The 20,874-nt window shown below is 47.8% G+C and carries 11 protein-coding genes and 1 pseudogene; 6 read left to right on the top strand and 6 right to left on the bottom strand.

Annotated elements, in window-relative coordinates:
• Positions 1-333 precede the first annotated feature (333 nt).
• The 4 genes from NG795_RS17230 to NG795_RS17215 all read left to right on the top strand — a co-directional run bounded on the left by NG795_RS17230 (position 334) and on the right by NG795_RS17215 (position 4,074).
• Positions 334-1,347, top strand: coding sequence for a cytochrome c oxidase subunit II (locus NG795_RS17230; RefSeq protein WP_367289878.1), 1,014 nt, complete (start codon positions 334-336; stop codon positions 1,345-1,347).
• Between the two features lie 80 nt (positions 1,348-1,427).
• Positions 1,428-3,128, top strand: coding sequence for a cytochrome c oxidase subunit I (ctaD, locus tag NG795_RS17225; RefSeq protein ID WP_367289877.1), 1,701 nt, complete (start codon positions 1,428-1,430; stop codon positions 3,126-3,128).
• 89 nt (positions 3,129-3,217) lie between these two features.
• Positions 3,218-3,841, top strand: coding sequence for a cytochrome c oxidase subunit 3 (locus NG795_RS17220; protein WP_367289876.1), 624 nt, complete (start codon positions 3,218-3,220; stop codon positions 3,839-3,841).
• 5 nt (positions 3,842-3,846) lie between these two features.
• The gene (locus NG795_RS17215) at positions 3,847-4,074 is read left to right on the top strand and encodes a hypothetical protein (protein WP_367289875.1); all 228 of its coding nucleotides are present in this window, start codon (positions 3,847-3,849) and stop codon (positions 4,072-4,074) included.
• 26 nt (positions 4,075-4,100) lie between these two features.
• Here the strand turns inward: NG795_RS17215 and NG795_RS17210 are convergent, their stop codons facing one another.
• The 3 genes from NG795_RS17210 to NG795_RS17200 all read right to left on the bottom strand — a co-directional run bounded on the left by NG795_RS17210 (position 4,101) and on the right by NG795_RS17200 (position 5,487).
• Positions 4,101-4,382, bottom strand: a complete 282-nt coding sequence (locus tag NG795_RS17210; protein WP_367289874.1) for a histidine kinase dimerization/phospho-acceptor domain-containing protein — start codon at positions 4,380-4,382, stop codon at positions 4,101-4,103.
• Between the two features lie 506 nt (positions 4,383-4,888).
• The gene (locus tag NG795_RS17205) at positions 4,889-5,101 is read right to left on the bottom strand and encodes a helix-turn-helix domain-containing protein (protein WP_367289975.1); all 213 of its coding nucleotides are present in this window, start codon (positions 5,099-5,101) and stop codon (positions 4,889-4,891) included.
• A 173-nt stretch (positions 5,102-5,274) separates the two neighbouring features.
• On the bottom strand, positions 5,275-5,487 hold the full coding sequence (locus NG795_RS17200) for a helix-turn-helix domain-containing protein (protein ID WP_015151896.1): 213 nt from the start codon (positions 5,485-5,487) through the stop codon (positions 5,275-5,277).
• A 267-nt stretch (positions 5,488-5,754) separates the two neighbouring features.
• Between NG795_RS17200 and NG795_RS17195 the strand changes: the two genes are divergently transcribed.
• Both NG795_RS17195 and NG795_RS17190 read left to right on the top strand, forming a co-directional pair.
• On the top strand, positions 5,755-6,219 hold the full coding sequence (locus tag NG795_RS17195; protein ID WP_367289873.1) for a hypothetical protein: 465 nt from the start codon (positions 5,755-5,757) through the stop codon (positions 6,217-6,219).
• Positions 6,220-6,422: 203 nt separating this feature from the next.
• Positions 6,423-7,382: a GDSL-type esterase/lipase family protein gene (locus NG795_RS17190; RefSeq protein ID WP_367289872.1), complete on the top strand. Its 960-nt coding sequence runs from the start codon at positions 6,423-6,425 to the stop codon at positions 7,380-7,382.
• A 601-nt stretch (positions 7,383-7,983) separates the two neighbouring features.
• Here NG795_RS17190 and NG795_RS17185 read toward each other — a convergent pair.
• From NG795_RS17185 to NG795_RS17175, 3 genes and pseudogenes are all read right to left on the bottom strand, one after another.
• Positions 7,984-18,360 carry a CHAT domain-containing protein gene (locus NG795_RS17185; protein WP_367289871.1) on the bottom strand — a complete coding sequence of 3,459 codons (10,377 nt, stop codon included), beginning with the start codon at positions 18,358-18,360 and terminating at the stop codon, positions 7,984-7,986.
• A gap of 525 nt (positions 18,361-18,885) precedes the next feature.
• A complete protein-coding gene (locus tag NG795_RS17180) occupies positions 18,886-20,085 on the bottom strand; it encodes a DNA-methyltransferase (RefSeq protein WP_367289870.1) in 1,200 nt (399 codons plus the stop codon).
• A gap of 2 nt (positions 20,086-20,087) precedes the next feature.
• A pseudogene (locus NG795_RS17175) lies at positions 20,088-20,714 on the bottom strand (ApaLI family restriction endonuclease).
• Positions 20,715-20,874 lie beyond the last annotated feature (160 nt).

The following is a 20,874-nucleotide window of genomic DNA, read 5'->3' as shown; positions in this document are numbered from 1 at the left end:
AGTAACGGTTTCAACCGTCATTCCTCCCCGTTCTTAGTGACGGTTTCAACCGTCATCCAAGTTTGTAGTGACGGTTTCAACCGTCATCCCCGTTCACTGCCGAAAACATTCATCGATAACAACAGTGCAATCCTCGGGCCATCCCTGAACCCTTCCCCAAAAATCCCCCGATTTATCCTCTCCCTATGACAAATTGAGGGACGGAATATACCCACAACCCATACATCGGACCCGAAAAATTGCTAACTTAGCAAGTGGAGTCAGAAAAAACTGTTGCAAGACAGCACTCGGAGTCGCCGACTGCGGCAAAATTTCTCATCAAGGAGGTTGAAGTTGAAAGTACCCAGTGCTATTTGGACGATGATCGCAGGCATCACCATCACCCTGGTGAGCTTGTGGGTCGGCCAGAATCATAGTCTCATGCCCGTTGCTGCCTCAGAAGAAGCGCCCCGGATTGATGCACTATTTAACACGATGATGACCATTTCCACAGGTCTGTTTCTGATTGTGCAGGGGATCATCGTGATTTCCATTTTCAAATTTAGAAAACGGGCCAATGACAATACCGATGGGCCCCCCATCCACGGCAACGTTCCCCTAGAAATTCTCTGGACTGCGATCCCCGCCGTCATCATCATGGGGATCGGGGTCTACAGTTTTGAAATTTACAACTCAATGGGGGGCCTAGACCCAATGGCTTCCCATGAGTCTCATGTTGCCCATAAACACCAGGCCGGGGCGGCGATCGCCGCATCCTTACCCTCGGACGAACCCGGAATGGCCCCCAGTAAAGCGCCCGGTAAACTGGTCGCCCTGGGCGTTGGGGCCTCCCCTCGCACCCAAGGCCAAGACCCGTTTGTCAGTGTCAACGTTCTCGGACTCCAGTTCGCCTGGATTTTCACCTATCCCAACAGTGGGGTGACCTCTGGAGAATTGCATCTCCCGGCAGGAAAAGAGGTGGAATTGACGATTAGCGCCAGTGATGTGATCCACTCCCTGTGGATTCCGGAATTTCGACTGAAACAAGACGCCATCCCCGGACGAGAAAGCGAGTTGCGCTTCGTGCCCCAAGTCGTCGGAGAATACTCTGTGGTTTGCGCCGAACTTTGTGGGTCCTATCATGGCGGGATGAAAACCCGCGTGATTGTGCAGACGGAAGAAGATTTCCAAGCTTGGTTACAAAGTCAGATTGTGGCCCAATCCGAGGGACTGGAAACGGTGGCCCTGAATCCGGCAGACTTGTCGGAAACGGACTATCTGCAACCTTTGGCGGCTGAGATGGGGATTGATGGAGAATCACTCAAACAACTCCATGCCGAACACCATCTGGGCGATCGCTCGATTTAAACGGGTGATTTCTTAGAACCCATCACCCGGGATCTTCCTGAATCAGTGAAGACAGACGCATCAGTAATAACAATTGATTTATGGCACAAGTAACCGAACCCGAAACCGATAACCTCGGGGAAACCCTGGCTGTTGAAGCCGGTGGACATACCCCTTGGCGAGAATACTTTAGCTTTAGTACGGACCATAAGGTGATCGGGATTCAATACCTGGTCTGCACCTTCATTTTCTATCTGATTGGTGGTGCATTAGCCACTGCTGTTCGGACGGAACTAGCAACTCCCGACTCGGATTTTGTCAGTCGCGAACTCTATAACGGCCTGTTTACGATCCATGCCACAGTCATGATTTTTCTGTGGATCGTGCCTGCGGGGACCGGGGCCTTTGGCAACTACCTGATTCCCCTGATGATTGGGGCGCGGGATATGGCGTTCCCCCGGTTGAATGCGATCGCCTTTTGGCTGATTCCCCCCGGTGGAATCCTGCTATTATCTAGCTTCTTCGTCGGTGCCGCTGGTGCCGGTTGGACCTCCTATCCCCCCTTAAGCACCACTGGGGAAAAAGCCGGAGAATTTATCTGGATTTTGAGCGTTCTAATTCTGGGAACCTCCTCCATTTTGGGTGGCATCAACTTTTTGACCACCATCCTGAAAATGCGGATGCCGGGAATGGGATTAAATGATATGCCCTTGTTCTGCTGGGCAATGCTGGCCGCTTCGGCTTTGATTTTAATCTCCACTCCGGTGTTAGCGGGGGCGTTAATTCTTCTGGCGTTTGACTTGATTGCTGGAACTGCCTTTTTCAATCCAATGGGCGGTGGGGACCCGGTGGTTTACCAGCATATGTTCTGGTTTTATTCCCACCCGGCGGTTTATATCATGATTCTGCCCATTTTTGGGATGATTTCTGATATTTTGCCGGTGCACGCCCGCAAGCCGATTTTTGGTTATCAGGCGATCGCCTATTCCAGTATGGCTATTAGCTTTCTGGGCTTAATCGTCTGGGCGCACCATATGTTCACCAGTGGTACTCCCGGTTGGTTACGGATGTTCTTCATGGTGGCAACCATGATTATCGCTGTTCCCACGGGAATTAAAGTGTTTAGCTGGTTAGCGACAGTTTGGGGAGGCAAAATTCGCCTCAACAGCGCCATGCTGTTCGGGTTGGGTTTCGTCTCCATGTTCGTGATCGGTGGCCTGAGTGGGATTATGATCGCCTCGGTCCCGTTTGATATTCACGTTCACGATACCTATTTCATTGTCGCCCACTTGCATTATGTGCTGTTTGGCGGCAGCGTCTTCGGTCTGTATGCCGGGATTTATCACTGGTTCCCGAAAATGACCGGGCGGATGATGAACGAATTTTTGGGCAAATTGCATTTTGTCCTAACGTTCATTGGGTTTAACCTCTGCTTCCTGCCGATGCATTATCTCGGACTGCAAGGGATGCCTCGCCGGGTGGCGGAGTATGACCCCAAGTTTGCCACAGTCAATTTAATTTGTACCGTGGGGTCTTATATCCTGGCGGTTTCTACCTTCCCGTTGATTATCAATGCGGTGTGGAGTTGGATTGGGGGTGCGAAAGCATCGGGCAATCCCTGGGATGCTTTAACGATGGAGTGGCAGACGGCTTCCCCTCCGCCGGTGGAGAATTTTATTGGGGAACCTGTGCGCTTGACTGGGCCTTATGATTACGGTATGGGCGATCGCAATTCGGGCATTCCAATGCCTGAGTCCCAAGCGAATACTCCCATGTTATCCGGGGGACCGACGGTTTCCTAAACCGCGCAACTGCGTTTTTTGGGGTCGGGTCAACCCCGACCCCAATCATCCCAGACTCAATTCGTAAACTCTACAACAGGCGATCGCTTATGCAAGGGACAATTGATACCAGCAACGCGGCTATACAAGCTGAACATGGGGCGGGAACCCACGGGGGTCATCATGGAGACCATCCGGATCATCGAATTTTTGGCATCATCATGTTTCTGGTTGCGGAGTCGATGATCTTTTTGGGATTGTTCGCCGCTTATCTCACTTTTCGCTCGGTGACCCCGGACTGGCCGCCGGAAGGCACGCCAGAAATGGAACTGTTGCTGCCCGGGGTGAATACGATTATCCTGATTTCCAGCAGTTTTGTGATGAATCGCGGCAATGCGGCGATTAAGAAAAATGATGTCAAGGGTCTGAGATTTTGGTTCGGGCTAACGGCACTCATGGGGGCGGTGTTCCTCGTGGGCCAGTTGTATGAATATTTTCATACCGGCTTTGGTCTGGCGGATAATATCTTTACCAGCACGTTTTATGTGCTAACTGGCTTTCACGGATTGCACGTTACCTTTGGGTTGCTGTTAATTTTGGCAGTCTTATGGAAATCCCTGAAGGCGGGTCATTATTCTAGTGAAAGTCACTTTGGACCAGAAGCAGCAGAATTATACTGGCACTTTGTTGATGTGGTCTGGATTGTGTTGTTTACAATTCTGTATTTGTTCTAATCGGGATGTTATCCCTCCTGGTTGATGAGATTTGCCCCCATTTGGGGGTTTTTTTGTGCGATCGCCGCTTCACCGTCGTGAGCGCCCTAATCATGCGGGTGACCAGGAGTCAAGTCCTGGGCGGGACAGGCATCATCGGGGCGATCGCTTCAGGTTCTCCCCGTTTCCTGGGGATTTATAGAGCAGCGGTTTTCAACGAAGGCGGTCAACTTCCCTACAACGAAAGGGAGTAGAAGAGGCTTGAAAATTATTAAAAGAGTTAGTGAATTTCACTAGCTACTTTTTGGAGCGTTTCTGTAAAATGTTCACTCTCAATCAGCTTCGTGATTTCCATAGCAGCAGTTTGGATTTGCTGAACGTGCTTGAGTTTTTTCTCATCAGACCAGCTCGTGCTATAACATTCAAGTAAATCAGCGGATAATAAGATCGTGGTTAAGGGAGTTCTCAGTTCGTGGGAAATCAGGGTCATAAAGTATGACTTGAGTGCAACTAGGTTTTCTTGATGCTCCACTTGAGTAGTCCCAGATTGAATAGTAGGCATGGCGATTTATTGAGTTGGATTGTTAAGGGAGTTTCCTGTTTAACATGACTCAGAGATCAACCGGCATTGATGAGGTCCGAGGGGTGGCTGGAGATCGTCTAGATCCTTTTGCCTAGACTGACTTGGCTCTCGATGGGAGAATTCCCTCCAGTTCCAATGTAATGCCAGTTACATTCAGGGATCCGTACCTTCTGATCGGTATCCCCAGAATCCCCAACCCCCCCAGAATTCCCGAACCCTGAACCCCGGGTATTTTTCTGAGTTAAACCAATATATTAAGCGATCTGCCTCAGTAGAGCTAGAAGTCATCCCATCTATTTTTCAACAAGGGCAGCCTCTGCCTGCTGATTCCATACATTTGCGAGATAAAACAGCACAAATCGGCGTTTAGTGCCATGATTGCACCTGTTCCATCCGGGTCAGGTAAAGTCCCACCCTTGGCGAATCCTGATCCTGTCAACCGATCGCGGCTATTCTCAGAGGCGGCGAACACCGGAACCCGTTTCCTATTCTTCGATAATTTCCACCAAGTCTTCTATCAGAACATCGAAGGTTCGGGCTAATTTGTGGAGGGCGGTAAAATCAACGGTGGCGATCGCCGGACGCCTTGCATAGCTTCTGATTGTGCTGTACACAATACCGGAGCGATCGGCGACTTCTTTGAGGGTCCAGCCCTTCTCCTCCGCTAATTCCCGAATTCTCAGTCTGACTAATCCCATACTTGACAAGTGATGCGTTTGCATCTTAATATAGCTTTATCTGAAAAAGCGATCGCCCCCAGGTCTGGAAAATTAACAGGCGATCGCCCGTCACCCCTGGGTTAGATGAGAGTCTGAATGGAGGATTCACTGCCTCGGCGTCAAGAACCCGAAAGGGAGACCCTGCCGGTTTCCTATTCTTCCACAATTTCCACCAAGTCTTCTATCAGAACATCAAAAGTCCGAGCCAGCTTGTGAATTGCAGTAAAATCTACCAGCGCTAGTCCTGGCGATCGGGCATAATGCCGCACCGTACTGTACACCAAACCCGAACGGTCCGACACTTCTTTGAGGTTCCATCCCTTCTCATTCGCAAACTCGCGAATCCTTAATCTAACTAAACCCACAATTTACTTGACAAACGATAAGAGGATATCTTTTAATAAATCAATGCAGAAATAAAAGCGATCGCCTCCAGGTCTGGAAAACTAACAGGCGATCGCTTCTAAAACCAGACTGGACAGTAGAACCAGGTTCAAGCCATTGGCTTTTAAACCCCGTAACTATCCAACCCAGTCAACCTAAAAGACAATCAAGTGTCTATCTCAGACAGTAATTATCAATCCAAGTTAGGGACCATCTATCGAGGGGACCCTCTATTTAGGTTATCCATCATGATATCAAACTACCAGCCCTCTTCGCCAGTTATCCGCGAATCTAAAATTAACCACACCTCGGACATCCTGCATCCCCTGGCGCGGTTTGTCACAGAAGAGACAGTGGCCCTAATGTTTGGCATCTCAGAAGCCGATATCTATCGGATTGATTGTATGCGTTACGTTGTCTATGTGCATGGCAAAGGCGTGAGTCGGTTTGTGAGTTATGCCGACTTTCCGCCAATTTTGGGAGTGGCATCTCCGACCCTGCCGGATTTGGCGCGGTGGCATCAACGCTGGCGCAAAGGGTGGCGGAGTCATTATGCACCGGAGTTTTGGACACAATTTTATCAGATTCAACTCCAAAAATCCCAGCGATTAGAACAGTTGCAGGCTTGGGGATTGTTGATTCGTGCGCTGAAATCTGGACTATCCCAGACGGCATTAGTCGAATTGCGACAGGCATATAAACTGAAAAAATAGGGTGAGTTTCAGACTTACAACAACAGGTTTTTTACAATTAACAGCATCTCCGGTCCCCTCCCCTGTGTCTTGGGGAGGGTTAGGGTGGGGTTCCCTCTTGGCGATCGCCCCAAAAACAGCCGCTTGAGAAAATGTCCACTGCCTCAACTCAATCCCAATTCACTCCCTTATCTTAGAATTCCAGGCATAGTGAGGGCTTACTCATGAATCGACCGGCTTCTGGAATTCAAATGTATTTACAACGAGTAGAAGGGTTAAAAGTGGGTAGGACTTATACCCTCCTCCCACCGGATAGCTTTAAATCAGTATGGGAACAGGCGATCGGCCAACCCACCTATCAGGATTGGACCAATCTCTTAGCTTGGGAAGCGCAAGCACTTACCAAGGGACAGGGTTCTAATCGGTTGTCGGTTTTATTAGGGGATTCGATTTCAATGTGGTTTCCCCCCGAACTCATGCCGCAGGGAAGACTGTGGCTCAATCAAGGAATTTCCGGGGATAATACCAGCGGAATTTTAAAGCGATTGTGGACATTTTCCGAGACCAAACCTCATACCATTTATATCCTAGCAGGCATTAACGATTTGCGTCAGGGTAGACCGGATGCCAGTATAGCAGATAATATTTATTATACAGTCCGGGAACTGCAACTGATTCACCCCCCAGCTAAAGTGGTGGTGCAATCGATTTTACCCACCCGACTGGCGGCACTTCCTAATACCAGAATTCGTAAAATTAATCTCGAACTCGCGGCAATATCCAAATCCGAAGGCGCAATCTATTTTGACCTCAATTCCGGCTTTACCAACGACGAAGATATGTTACGGCGCGAGTTAACCACGGACGGAATCCATTTGAGCCAAGCGGGATATCAACTCTGGCAAAAAGCCCTGCATCAGATGGCATCTCGCCTAGACCTCAATCGAGATAACCGATATCAGCAGTGGTTGGAAAGGTCTCCCAGTTTTACCCTAGATGGCAAAACCTATACCTGGGTTTCCTATCAAGTTCAACCGGAAGACACATTACCGCAATTGTCCCAGAAAACCTTGGGATTTGATACGTTTGAATACTGGGATTTAATTGCCTTGAAAAACAATCTGGGGTTTGATGAAAAGTTGGGCAGCCGAACGATTTTGATTCCCCAAACTGTGGGGAAATAATACTCTTTTTCAGCAAACCCCCTGGGCGAAGTTCAACACCGGCGGGAGTTAAAACAATTGGCGGCCTGTAGTGGCGCTTCGCGTTCTCGCCACTACGTCGGTTTTCAACTGACTAAAAACCCCACTGAATAAAACTTTTATTCGTCTTATACGGAATTCGGTTGTGATAGATCTTTAAAAACGAGTAGGCCCTTCGACGGAGTCGAAGGGGGAGTCGAAGGGCCTACTTTTAACTACAAGAGTAAAATAGGTTTTTTACAACCGGATTTGGTATTAAAGAAGACTTGATTTTGTTAGGCTGCCAACGTTTAACCCCTGCCCATCCTGTGTAAATTTCGGTTCGATCCCAATTTAAGCATAACCAGATTTTACCCTTTCCAACCCGCGAATATTTTCTAGAATAAACCCTACTATTAGCCTTGTACTTAAGTCCAAAAAGTCTCAAACTAAAAGATTTTTAATTAACCCGGAGTGGGAATTAAAAAAGTGACTTACCCAACTTAAAATTAGCTCTAAAAAGGTTGGTTTTTCTAAAAAGGTTTAAACTCACTAAACGGTTTCTGATAATTGTGAAAATTAACCCGACTCATTCAGGGGTTTCTTACCAAGGACTGCCGATCGCCGTAAATCCTGACCAATAATAAGGATGGGATAGGTTGAAGTTACTCAAATGGGATAATTCTGGAGGAAGCTGCAGAGTTCCCGATGCATTGAGTAATTGACCATTTTCAATGCGGATAGTGTTATGAATCATGTTTATTTGTGCTTGCCTTAATGCTTCGGCTTTTAGGGGAGAAGTCCGCAGATGGTGATAAAAATCTCTCATTAATCCTAAGGTGCCTTCATCGCTGACATACCATAAGGATGCTACGGCAGTTTTCACCCCGGATTGGACTGCTAATCCGCCAAATCCTAACTCGGCTTCTTCATCTCCTAATGCGGTACGGCAGGCACTTAATACTACAAGTTCAACTTGCGGGTTATCCCAGTTTAAGCTGGGAATTTCATCCAGATAGAGCTGATTATCCCACAACTGAATGTAAGAATTGGAGGCGTTGCCGGGAAGAAATTCGGCATGGGTAGCCAGATGAATGATACTAAAAGCTTCCGATTCTTGTTGAGTGAGGAGATTTTCTCGGGTAAACTGTTGATTGAGGAAGGATTTACCCGGCCAACTTTCGGAGGCGATCGCCTCTAATTCTAAGGGAACGCCAGGTAATGCTTTATGATGGGAAAATTCGGATGCTCCCATAGCCAATACTTCGACATTTTCTAGGGGTTTATAGATGTGGTTCGTTAAACTAAAGCTGGGGATTAAACTGTAACTGTAGGTTTCAATTAGGAATTTTTCACCATCATGCAAGGCGGCAAGGGGAATGCTTCGCAATCCAGGGTCCAGGGAAAACATTAAGGTGGAAATTCCTAGTTTTTGTAAGTCTTGTTCCATCGGTGCAATCAACCAGTCATGGAGTTGTTGCGCCGATCGCAAGTAGCGGGTGTTATGACGTTGTTTCGGATCGGTGAGGGATTGCCGAAATTCGTTTGCCTCTGCCAAGAGAGTTTCTCGGGGTGCTTCCGGAACGCTGTAGCGAATTGGATTCCCAACGGGAGGAACTAAGATCAGTTCAAGTTGAGATTCGCGAGCGATCGCATAAATAATCGCTGCCTGTTTTCCAGTTTGCCGCTCAATAGTTTGCAAGACTTCTTGAAAGTATTTGAGTGCGATACTTTGTTGAGCTAAGTTAGCGGTTACTCCCAAATATTGTCCAAATTCTTGGTTTCTGAGTTGTTCGATGGTCCAGATGGATGCCTCGGGATTATTTTCTTCAAAAATGCGATCAATTTTTGCGCTGATGGCGGTAGAATTAGAGTTGGAATCCGTGCTAGTTTGGGGGGTGTTGCTGCCGGAGATTTGTGCTTCCGGAGGAGAGATAGCACTTGAAGTTGGACTATACTGGTTTTCCAATCGTGCGATCGTTGAGTCGGAATTCAGAGAATCGTACTCGGCATCCATGCGTTCTCGCCCTAATTCGTGGTACGTTAGGCTAAACTGAGGGTCGAGACTGGGTTCTAAGGATAAAATTTGCTCCCTAGAATAGAATCCTGGATTCTCTAGGGGAGAAAGGGGGTTTTTGCGATAGTCTTCGGGAAAGTTGACGATCGCGGATTCAGTTGTAGATTCGGTTGTGGATTCGATGGAGAGATCCATCGGCGATCGCGTTTCTAGTGAGACGATCGGGATGAGAGGGGATAAGGAGATTCCCGTGGCATCCTCTAAAAGGGCGATCGTCATTGATTCCGGGGATTGGGGTTCAAAATCTCGGGGTTGTCCCTGTTCCTGGGTTCGGGAGACTGGCGGTTGTGCCTGTTCCTGGGGTGACGACCCTGGTTGTTCCGTGGAAAGTTGAGCGATCGGCGCTCTTTCTTGGGGAACCCGGGGAGCAGTCGGTACATTGATGGGTAAACCTTCTTCCGGTTGCGCTGTCTGCGGAGGTAATTCCTCTGGCAATATTGGATTGACAGGTACCACTATTCCCCGTGGGGTTTGTACTGGCGCAGGGGTGGGGGTGAGTGGGGTTTCTACTGGCGCTGGTACTTCTTCTGATGGCACTGGGGTTTCTACGGGTGGCGGGGGTTCGGGAACGGAAATAATGCCGATATTGCCTTGGGTAAAGGTATAAAGAAACGAACCCGAGGCGATCGCGCTGCTGCCGGTGGTAATCTGTGCAGCAGTGCCATTATTTGTGCCATCTCCAACGATAAAGGGGGTGATCCCGTTACCGCCATGTCGAATGGTAACTGGTCCCCCGTTCCCGCCTAGGGATGAGATACTGGCGGAATTGCCTTGCCGATTGGTAAAACTTCCCGTGGCGCGGAAAAAGCGTCCGGTGGTAATATCAACAAAACCGCCTTGGGTTGCACCTTCGCTGTTGATCCAAGTGACTTGGATATCCCCCGATGGATCTAGGGTAACGTTTCCCCCGACACCGGATGTACCACTGGAATTAATTTCCCCAGCAGTAATTTGAGTAGAAGCATTGACAAAAATTTCGCCGCCATCGGTGGCACCAGATGAGGTAAGATGACCCGTGGCGATCGCACCCGTATTGCTGGTTAGGAAAATATACCCTCCTGCCGCTGTGGTAGAGGCAGTATTAAGATTTCCCAGGTTGAGATTGCCGTTGGTGCTGGTAATATTAATGTTTCTGGCACGAATATCCTGGGTGGTAACATCATTAGGTGCGGTAAAATTAACGGTTCCTGCTGAGGTTATGGGACCTTGTGTAGCGATCGCACCTGTATTACTGGTTAGAGTAATGTCAGTTCCAGTAATCGCCTGAGTATTGATATCTGTGTTGGCAGTAAAATTAACAGCACCTGTTGCTGTAATGGAACTGCCTGTGGCGATCGCACCGTTGTTACTGGTTAGAGTAATGCCAGTTCCCGTAATCGCCTGAGTATTGATATCTTTGTCAGCATTAACAGCAACAGCACCCGATGCACTCACTCCATCACCAATAGCGATCGCACCTGTATTGCTCGTTAGAGTAATGTCAGTTCCCGTAATCGCCTGAGTATTGATATCTGTGTTGGCGGTAAAATTAACAGCACCTGTTGCTGTGATGGGACTGCTTGTAGCGATCGCACCGTTGTTACTGGTTAGAGTAATGCCAGTTCCCGTAATCGCCTGAGTATTGATATCTTTGTCAGCATTAACAGCAACAGCACCCGATGCACTCACTCCATCATCAATAGCGATCGCACCGTTGTTACTGGTTAGAGTAATGTCAGTTCCAGTAATTGCCTGAGTCGTGATATCTGTGTTGGCGGTAAAATTAACAATACCTGTTGCTGTGATTGGACTGCCTGTGGCGATCGCACCTGTATTGCTCGTTAGAGTAATGCCAGTTCCCGTAATCGCCTGAGTATTGATATCTGTGTTGGCGGTAAAATTAACAGCACCTGTTGCTGTGATGGGACTGCTTGTAGCGATCGCACCGTTGTTACTGGTTAGAGTAATGTCAGTCCCCGTAATCGCCTGAGTATTGATATCTTTGTCAGCATTAACAGCAACAGCACCCGATGCACTCATTCCATCGCTAATGGCGATCGCACCTGTATTGCTCGTTAGAGTAATGTCAGTCCCCGTAATCGCCTGAGTCGTGATATCTGTGTTGGCGGTAAAATTAACAATACCTGTTGCTGTGATTGGACTGCCTGTAGCGATCGCACCTGTATTGCTCGTTAGAGTAATGCCAGTTCCCGTAATCGCCTGAGTATTGATATCTGTGTTGGCGGTAAAATTAACAGCACCTGTTGCTGTGATGGGACTGCTTGTAGCGATCGCACCGTTGTTACTGGTTAGAGTAATGTCAGTCCCCGTAATCGCCTGAGTATTGATATCTTTGTCAGCATTAACAGCAACAGCACCCGATGCACTCATTCCATCGCTAATGGCGATCGCACCGTTGTTACTGGTTAGAGTAATGTCAGTTCCAGTAATTGCCTGAGTCGTGATATCTGTGTTGGCGGTAAAATTAACAATACCTGTTGCTGTGATTGGACTGCCTGTGGCGATCGCACCACTGGCGTTGATCGTCATGCCGCCTGTACCTACTGTAATTGCTGAGGGAGCATTAACAGTGGCGGCATTGACTGTTATTCCAGCAAGCGGGGTACTATTACCCAGAGTGCCGAATTCTACATTGCCAGTGCCTGCATTTACCGTGAGGAAACCGGGACCATTGACAGAGACCCCGGTTGTAGTAAGACTGCCGTTATCACTATCGGTTTCTAAGATAATTCCGCTTCCCGGAAGGTTGATGGTGTTCGCCTGGGTGAAATCGATGCCGCCATTGGTATAGATATTGCCAAAGAGATTGAGGATGGCAGCACTTTCAATCGTCAAAGCGCCTAATTCATTGCCATTGCTGCCGATCGCATCCAGGGAAATGGTTCCGGTGGGTGCAGATAAGGTTAACTGACGATTTGCACCAGATATCGAACTGTTTTGCAAGAGGATATTCCCGGTATTGGCAGTGATGGCAACATCGGTAGTGAGTTGGGTTCCCCCGGTTGCTGCGGTAAAATCGAGGGTATTATTGACCGTAATTTGATTGGCGATGGCGGTTGTACCTGTGGTAATCACAGTTAGATTCTGCAAGGGATTGAGACTCCCGATCGCACCCTGGAAGGTAATCGGACCATTTCCAGCATTGAGGGTTAAGTTGCGACTGCCATCTAGGGTACTGGCAAAGGCGATTGCACCCCCGTTTCCGGTAATTTGGATGGTGGCATCGGTGGCAAGGGTAACGGGTGCATTGAGATTGATAGTATTATTGGTAGTCGTGATGTTGCCGAAAGTTAGGGTACTACCATTTAAGAGAATTGTTCCACCCGTTCCAGACACTGCACTCGCATCCAGACTGCCAGTGGCGATCGCACTGGGGGTATTCAGGGAAATCGGACCACCGTTCCCCGTTGTAGTAGAATAGGTGAGGATATCTCCGGTAGAGAGGGTTTGAGCAGCAGTGAGGGTGACGGGTCCGCCTTGGGTTGCCGCTGTAGTATTGAGCGTTCCCCCGGTGGTATCGATCGCGCCGGTGGTACTGTTGAGGGTAATCGCATTACCGGAAGTGGAGATCGGACCTGTGGTAATATTACCGGATGATTGTAACGTGAGGGTAGCATTATCGGTTCCGGATAGGGTAAATCCAGTTGTGGTAATGGAACCGGGATTCAGTGGCGATCGCACGGTGAGGGGGTCGGCAACCGTGACATTTCCCGATAAGGCGATCGGACCACTACTATTGGCACGTCCAATCGTGAGGGAATTAAACCCATTTTGTAACCATCCTAAATCCGTGACGGTTAAATCTAAGGTTGTCGTACCTGGATCGAATCCGCCACCCAAGGCGATCGCCAAGGATGGCGTAAACGGTTGCAGGATTAAATCCCCGGTTCCAGAAACCGGATTATAAAAGTCGATTTCATCTCCGGTAAAGGTTATATTTCCCAGGATGGAGACAGGATTGCCATAACTTTGTCCCCCAGTGGTAGTGATATTCCCGCCAACAGTTGTGGTTCCCCCGGCATTAGTTGTCAGGGTTTGAGCATTGACTGTACCCCCAAATTGCGTCATTCCTGTACTACTTACGGTTAAGTCAGCGAGGGGATTGATATCTCCCACAGCACCGCTAAAGGTGACATTCCCAGAACCGGCGACAGCGGTTAAGGATTCGCTGCCAGTCGTGCTATTCAGACGCTGATTAAACAGAATGTTACCGCTGGCAGTGGTTCCACTGGCGTTGAGGAGGACCGATTGTGCTAGAGTCACATCTCCCGTAAACATAATATCGAGTCCGCTGCCGTCGGTTGCGGAACTATTGATATCGTCATAGAGAGTAATTCCCCCAGATACCGCATTCAGAATCACGGTTCCAGCAGTAGTCGTCGAATCAGCAGCAGTGGTACTGGAATTAATGCCACCGAGGGTAATCATCCCGGTGGGAGCATTCAGGGTAATCGCGCCACCGGAGGCAGTTGGTGAACTCGTATCCAGGGTTCCGACAGAAGTATCAATATTGCCGGTATTGCTCGTCAGGGTAACTGTCCCACTGGAATTGAGAATATTCCCAGTCTGAATTGTGCCATCCGCTTGCAAGGCGATCGCCGCTGCGGCATTCCCGGTTAAAGTGCCGCCAGTGGTATTGATCGCACCGCCGGACCCTAGCGCCTGAAGGGTGAGGGGAATATTTAACTCTAGATTACCTATCAGGGAAATTAACCCACTGGTATTGCTCCCGCCAATCGTGAGTTTAGTAAATCCGGGTTGCAGCAAACCGATTTCTCCCGCCGTTAAGTCCAGGGTTCCAACTCCACTCGCGGTTGTCCCCCCGACAGTGATCGCCTGAGTCAGGGTATAAGGTGCGAGGGTTAAGCTGCCAGTTCCTGAAACCGCCTGCTGAAATTCAATTCCGTCTCCCGTCAAGATGATATCCCCGATGATGGACAACGCATTCCCATAGACTTGACCTAGGACATCCGTTGTCGTAACATTTCCATTAATTTGCGTCACCCCACCGGCATAAGTTATAAGACTGGCACTGTTGACAGAACTGCTAAATAGCGTGGTTCCGGTACTGTTGACCGTCATTGCACCTAACTCCGTTTGACTCCCAACTGCACCCACAAATGTGATATCACCTAGACCCGCATCCAGGTTGAGGGGTAGCGTCCCATCCAGGGTACTGCCAAAGGTAATCGGATTTCCCCCACTGGTGAGAGTGACCGCATAAAGACCCAGATTGACCGCATCCCCAAAAGCGATCGCGCCAGTGGTTGTGATATTGTGATTCAGTTGCGTAGTCCCCCCCGCATCCGTCGTGAGGGTTTGCACGGAGATCGGACTATTCAAGAGAGTAGTCCCGGTACTATTCAAGGTAAAGGCAGCAAGGGGGGTGAGATTGCCAACGGGACCCAGAATTGAAATATTGCCGGAACCCGCATTTAAGATTAAACTTTCCGTCCCTGGGTTAGTCCCGTTCAGGGTTTGGTTAAAGGTAATCTCTCCACCCCCTGCGGTTCCCGAGGAGGTGAGGGTGGTGGTAGGTTGAGTCAGGGTGACATCCCCGGCAAAGGCGATCGCACTGCCACTACCTGCGGTTGCTGATGTATTAATATTCCCATTCAGGGTAATGCTTCCCGTCCCAGAAGTGAGGGTAATCGGTCCCGCCTGACTGGTACTAGCGCTATCCGTCGTTGCGGTTGTCAGATTACTGACGGCGATGTTACCATTCGGTGCAGAGAGGGTAATTGCACCGCCATCTCCTGTGGTGGTACTGGTATTGAGGGTAGTCCCGGCAACCGTAGTGATATTCCCGGTATTACTGGTAATTTCTATCGTACCGCCCGGAGTGGTGATATTACTCGCGGCGACATTTCCATCAGCAACCAAGGCGATCGCAGACTGATTTGCACCGGATAACGTCCCCCCAGTATAAGCGATGCTCCCCCCTGCACCTGGCGCTTGAATGGTGACGGAAGAATTAAAAGTAGCATCTCCTTGTAAAGTAATGGCATTGCTACCCGTTGGCGAACCAATAAAGACGCGATCGAACCCATTTTTAATCGCAGCAATGTCCGTAGTTTCTAAATTTAATTGTGCTGTATTCCAAGTGATTTCCCCACCCACGGTAATTGGAATGGTTGTAGAAAAAGGTTCCACCTGGAGAATTCCCGTCCCGGCGATCGCAGTTGTCCCCGTGAGATTAATTTCATCCCCTTGCAATCTCACCGTTCCTCCCCCATTGGCAGTTACGGTACTATTTCCTAAATTTAACCCGTCACCTCCCCCAGTTCCCTCCCCTATTAACGTAATTTCTCCAGTCCCCGTCGTTTCAATCATGACATTAGAGGACAACATACCCACGTTCAAAATACCCGTCGATGCGCCTGTTCCTCTGAGCAAAATATTGCCGTCTCCAGTCCGCACAATCGGTTCAGTACCTGACGCAAGGATACCGAAATTATTGCTACTACCAGATCCACCCGTCCCATTCAGCGTAATGCTACCCGTTCCCATTGCTTGGATTGTGGCACTGTTAAACAGGTAAATCCCTTCGTTATAAGTATTCCCGAACCCCCCAGTTCCGGTAATATCAATATCCCCAATTCCGGTTGTTTGAATAATCGCATTATCTTGTATCGAAATCCCGCGATTACTGCCTAATACTCCGCCACTATCGCCACCGATTCCATTCAAATTGATATTACCATCAACCGCAGAAACTTGGGTATTCACCCCAGAAATGAGGAGGCCAAAATTCCCCCCATCACTGGTACTGTTACCCCCAATTGCAGAAAACGTAATCGTCCCGGTTCCCCCAGTTTGGATCCGAGTCCCATTGGTAACAGTAAGTGCTCGATGATTGCCATAGTCCCCATTTCCACCCTTCCCCGTTAACAGAATATCTCCCGAGGTGGAACTCACCACGGAATTCGACGCAATCCGAATGCCATTATTGCTGAACGTGGCAATTCCCGTCCCCGTAGAGTCCCCACCCGTTCCCTGAAGTATAATTTCTCCCGACCCCGTATGTTCAATGGTGCTCGCATCCATCCAGAGTCCAGTATGTCCCCCATCCAAACCTAACCCACCACTTCCGGCGATGTTAATCGTTCCCGTATCCGTGGTTTGCAATCGACTCCCATTCAGCAGTTGCACCCCATAGTTATTGGTAGGATCCGTCCCTCCGATTCCCGTTAATTGAATGTTCCCCCCGCCTGCGAGGATCGCACTATTGAAGAGATCTACCCCCACTCGGGAAACCCCGGTAGTTCCAGTACCCGATCCGATAAAATCACCGCCGTTTGTTGCGATCGTTGCATTGACAATCTTCAGGTTACCGTCAGCAAAAAAGCTAACCGGACCGCCATTAGTCGTAATATTTTGATTAACCCGAATATTATTACCTGCATCGGCCACAAGTCCTACCCCTGGGGTAGCAATATTAATCGGTGCATTAAACGTAATATCATTACTTGCTTGTAAAAACACATCCGCTGTGGCAGCGGCGATCGTTCCATTATTAATAGTATTATTAGCACCCGGATCGGCAAAGTGGTCGTTCGCCGCTAACTCCCCAGGATTGTTTGGACCTACGACAACTTCGATATTAATTGGGTCTAAAAGTAAAGTCCCTAAATTCCCCATCGGTGAGGATAAATTAACCGTTCCAGCAAAGTCTAAATACTGCTTTCCGGAGACTTCGGCAAATCCACCATTGCCGCCTTGTAACCCACCTTGCGCTGTAATATTACCATAAAATCGGGTGGTTTCGTCCCCCCAAACGATAATTCGCCCGCCATCCCCTTGGACTAAACTATCAGCGGAAATCGCCGAGAACGAATTGACAAACGTGCGGCGTGCATTCGGAATCGTTCCCCCTCCTTGGAACTCACCCCCAATCCGAATATCACCCCCACCAGAAGTACCATTGGCATTAATGGTGGCATCCATTACTGCGATTCGTTCTCCCAGGATTGTCACTTCACCGCCCATTTCTCCGGAAACCTCCAGGGTTCCCGAGGCGATCGCATCTCCCAATTCCACGGAATGATTGATTTTAGAACCAGATAAGGCAATACTGCCGTCCCCTTGAACTTCTACCTGATTGGCATGAGAAACATTACCGCCTGTGAGTAATTCCGGTAAAGACATCGGAGTGATTTCCGAGGAAAAATTTGGGGTTTGACCCCCTTCCGGAGGAGTTGCAGCAATTTCTAAACTCAGCAGATGATTCGGTTGGGAAATCCGCACCACACTTTCCCCAGGTACAGCGGCGATCGTAATTTGACCCCCTCTCGATTCCAGGGTTCCGGCATTTAAAACCGTTCCCCCAATTAAACTTAAATGCTGTCCATCCGCAAGATTTAAGTGACCTAAATTAGCAATGGCCGCAGGTTCAGCAAGATTAAAGGCAAACTGAGACGGAGTTCCGACCAAATTCGCCCAATTGTTATCCCCGGTTGCATTAAACCAATGGTTGCCAAATCCAATCCCGGTTGCCGTCGTCACCGTCAAATCCCCGGGTAAATTTAACTGGGCATTTGACCCAAATAAGATACCAGCAGGATTCATTAAAAACAGATTTGAAGGGCCGCCGGTTATTTGAATTAATCCATTAATATAGGAGGCATTTCCCCCGGTGATTCGTCCCAAAATATTTTGAATCTCGGGCAACGATTGGAAATTGGCAATTTGTCCCGCATCGAGATTGAAATGTTCAAAACTGTGGAACAAATTGACCCCATCCGGCGATCGCTGTCCCCCCATAATCTCAAAGCGATTCCCCTCTGGGGTCACCAGAGTTCCTGTCCCATCCCCGGCAGGGGTGATCGCCTGGGCAAGGCATTTGCCCGTTTCAACTCCCGGAACAGACAACATCGCAACAAATAGCACCCACATTTTGTTCATATCCAATGAGTATCCCAATCGATAAAGTTAGTGAATACAACATGAAACAGCAATGAGATGCACCCAACGATCCAGTAGATAGGGGTAAACAATCAGGGAATTTCACCAAATTAGTGCCATACATCCGGCTTTTTTAAAACAAAAAAGCGTGGTTGGGCGGTGAAACCCCGTTTCTGGTTAGACTGATTGAATTCACTCCTAACGCCTTAGAGGGTCCCCGGTTTAGAGTCATCATGGCCCCACGATGTAGCAATTTTATGCTATTTTTTAAGTATTCCCAATCCGGATGATTAAATAACTTTTTTTACAAATTTTTCCTATCCGGGAGTCTCTCTCCCAGTTTTGCCTTTAAGTGAGTCAAGTCTAGGCTATTTAAACTATTGCAGAATCTTAAAAAATCCCCCTTTTTCAGGGAAATTAGGGGGCTGGAACCGGGATTGTGCCACCCCTCTGCGAGTTGAATATAAAAGGATGTAAACTTTCTATCTTAACTTTTGGAGAGTTAAAAATCGCTTTAGCTCACTTTCACCCTAAAATAGAAGTGTTGGCAAAATCATGCAGAATTTGTGCAACTTTCAAGGCCGGGGCATCAATGATTTGAATAGAAGAGGGAATGACTTCTTTAGGGACCGCTTCCTTGAGTTGAGTCCGAATCAAGATAGAACATTGAGACCCTTTAGTTTGAGCAGCTTTTGATAACAACAGGACTGCATCAAGTAAGGATTCTCCCGATTTTTGGACTCGTACCAAAACGGGTTTATCCTTGAATTGTTGTTTAAGGATGGCATCAATGCCCTTATTTCTATGAACTGGAATAGCATCTAATCCTTGTAAAAAGGCTAAGGCGTCCGGGTCCGAAGTTAAATAAGATTTACGCCCTTTTTTAAGCAAATTTGAATCGGTTCTGATGGGATTAATGAGCCGTTGTTGAGTCAAGTCAACTGCATCAGCAGAAATATCCATCCCGATTCCTTGGCGGCCCAAAAGTTGCGCTGCCACCAAAGTTGTTCCGCTGCCGCAAAAGGGGTCTAGGATTAAATCGCCCGGATTGGTGGCAATTTCGATGATGCGTTCCAGGAGTAGAATCGGCTTTTGGGTGGGATAACCCACTCGTTCTTTTGCTTTAGGATTGAGGTAGGGAATTTCCCAAACATCCGACAAGGGAACGCCTTTTTTGCTATCATTGAGAATGACTTCCCCCTGTTCATCTCGGGCATAAACGGTTTTGCCTTGTGCATCTCGCGATCGCCTCTGTAAGATTTGGTCTACATTGGTCGATTCAGAATAACTGGTATAGAAGGTATTAAATGTAAATGAATCGGTTTTTGAATAAAAATAAATTGTTTGATGAGCGGGTAATAATCCTTTTTTTGAATTAGACCAGCGTTTGTAATACCAAATAATTTCAGACCTAAATTGGTCGGGTCCAAATACTTCATTTAACAGGGACCGAATCAGGTAATTTGCGGTAGCATCACAATGAAAAAAAATATTACCTGAAGACTTGAGGACTCTGTGGAATTGAACCAGTCTCTCATAAAGAAACTTGGCATAGTTTTGATGGCAACCCCATAAGTCATCAAAAGAAAACTCTTTACTGCCATCGCGGGTTTTCAGTTTATGGGTTTTTTCGGTAAAAAATGGCGGGTCCAGATAGATGGCATCAACGGATTCATCCGGAATGGGTTCTAAAAGTTTCAGGCAATCGCCTTGTAAGACTTTCATGTTCATACTGTTCCAGTATTTCTTTTGGCAATTTTTTGTAGGATTTCTAGCATATCAATATTGGGGCGATTTTTTACATACTGCCATGCGGAATCACCATAATGATATTCACCGCCGATTCCTTGATAAAGTGTTTCTAGGGTTTGTTGGACTCTTTTAGCTTAAGTTCTATTAGGATAATAAAACATGATGCGAATTGGCTTGTATCCCGCTGCCGCTATAACGCTAATTCGGGTATGTTCTTTGGTGATATGGTCGCCATCGGTGGTGGCATCCCGCCACTTAATTTCAATGGCATTATTACCCTCTAAGCAGTCAATTTCAAATGTTTTTGGGCGAGTACCTTTTGTATTCGGAATTCTAATAGAACCAGATTGAGGAAAGCTGTAAAGAAAACAGAGCTTCGTGGCGTTTTCTAAAAAAGAACCTGCATATTTATATAAAAAACGACCTTTATTTTGATAAATATCAATCAGGCGACCTTCTGTATCAGTTACTCCCAGAACCTGATAAATTAAAAAATGGGATAAATCGTCCTGCTCCATTTCAGAAATTCTAGATTGAATTTGCTTTTCCAATGCGGCGGCATATTTAGCCGCTAAAACTTGAATTTCTTTTTCAATGCTCATGTTTTTGGATGATAACTTCGCTAATTTTTACTTTAATGTCAAGAATTTTATACCGATTATTTATCCTCGGATTTAGAATTAATTAGGGTTTGCTGAAAAAGTTATAAAAAGCAGGGGGGGTAAATGAACAAAAGGCCCCCCTTCCTGCACCAATAAACAT

Source organism: Laspinema palackyanum D2c (assembly GCF_025370875.1).
GTDB lineage: Bacteria > Cyanobacteriota > Cyanobacteriia > Cyanobacteriales > Laspinemataceae > Laspinema > Laspinema palackyanum.
The sequence above is the reverse complement of the archived record's forward strand: the minus strand, read 5'-3'. Positions and strand labels throughout refer to the sequence as shown.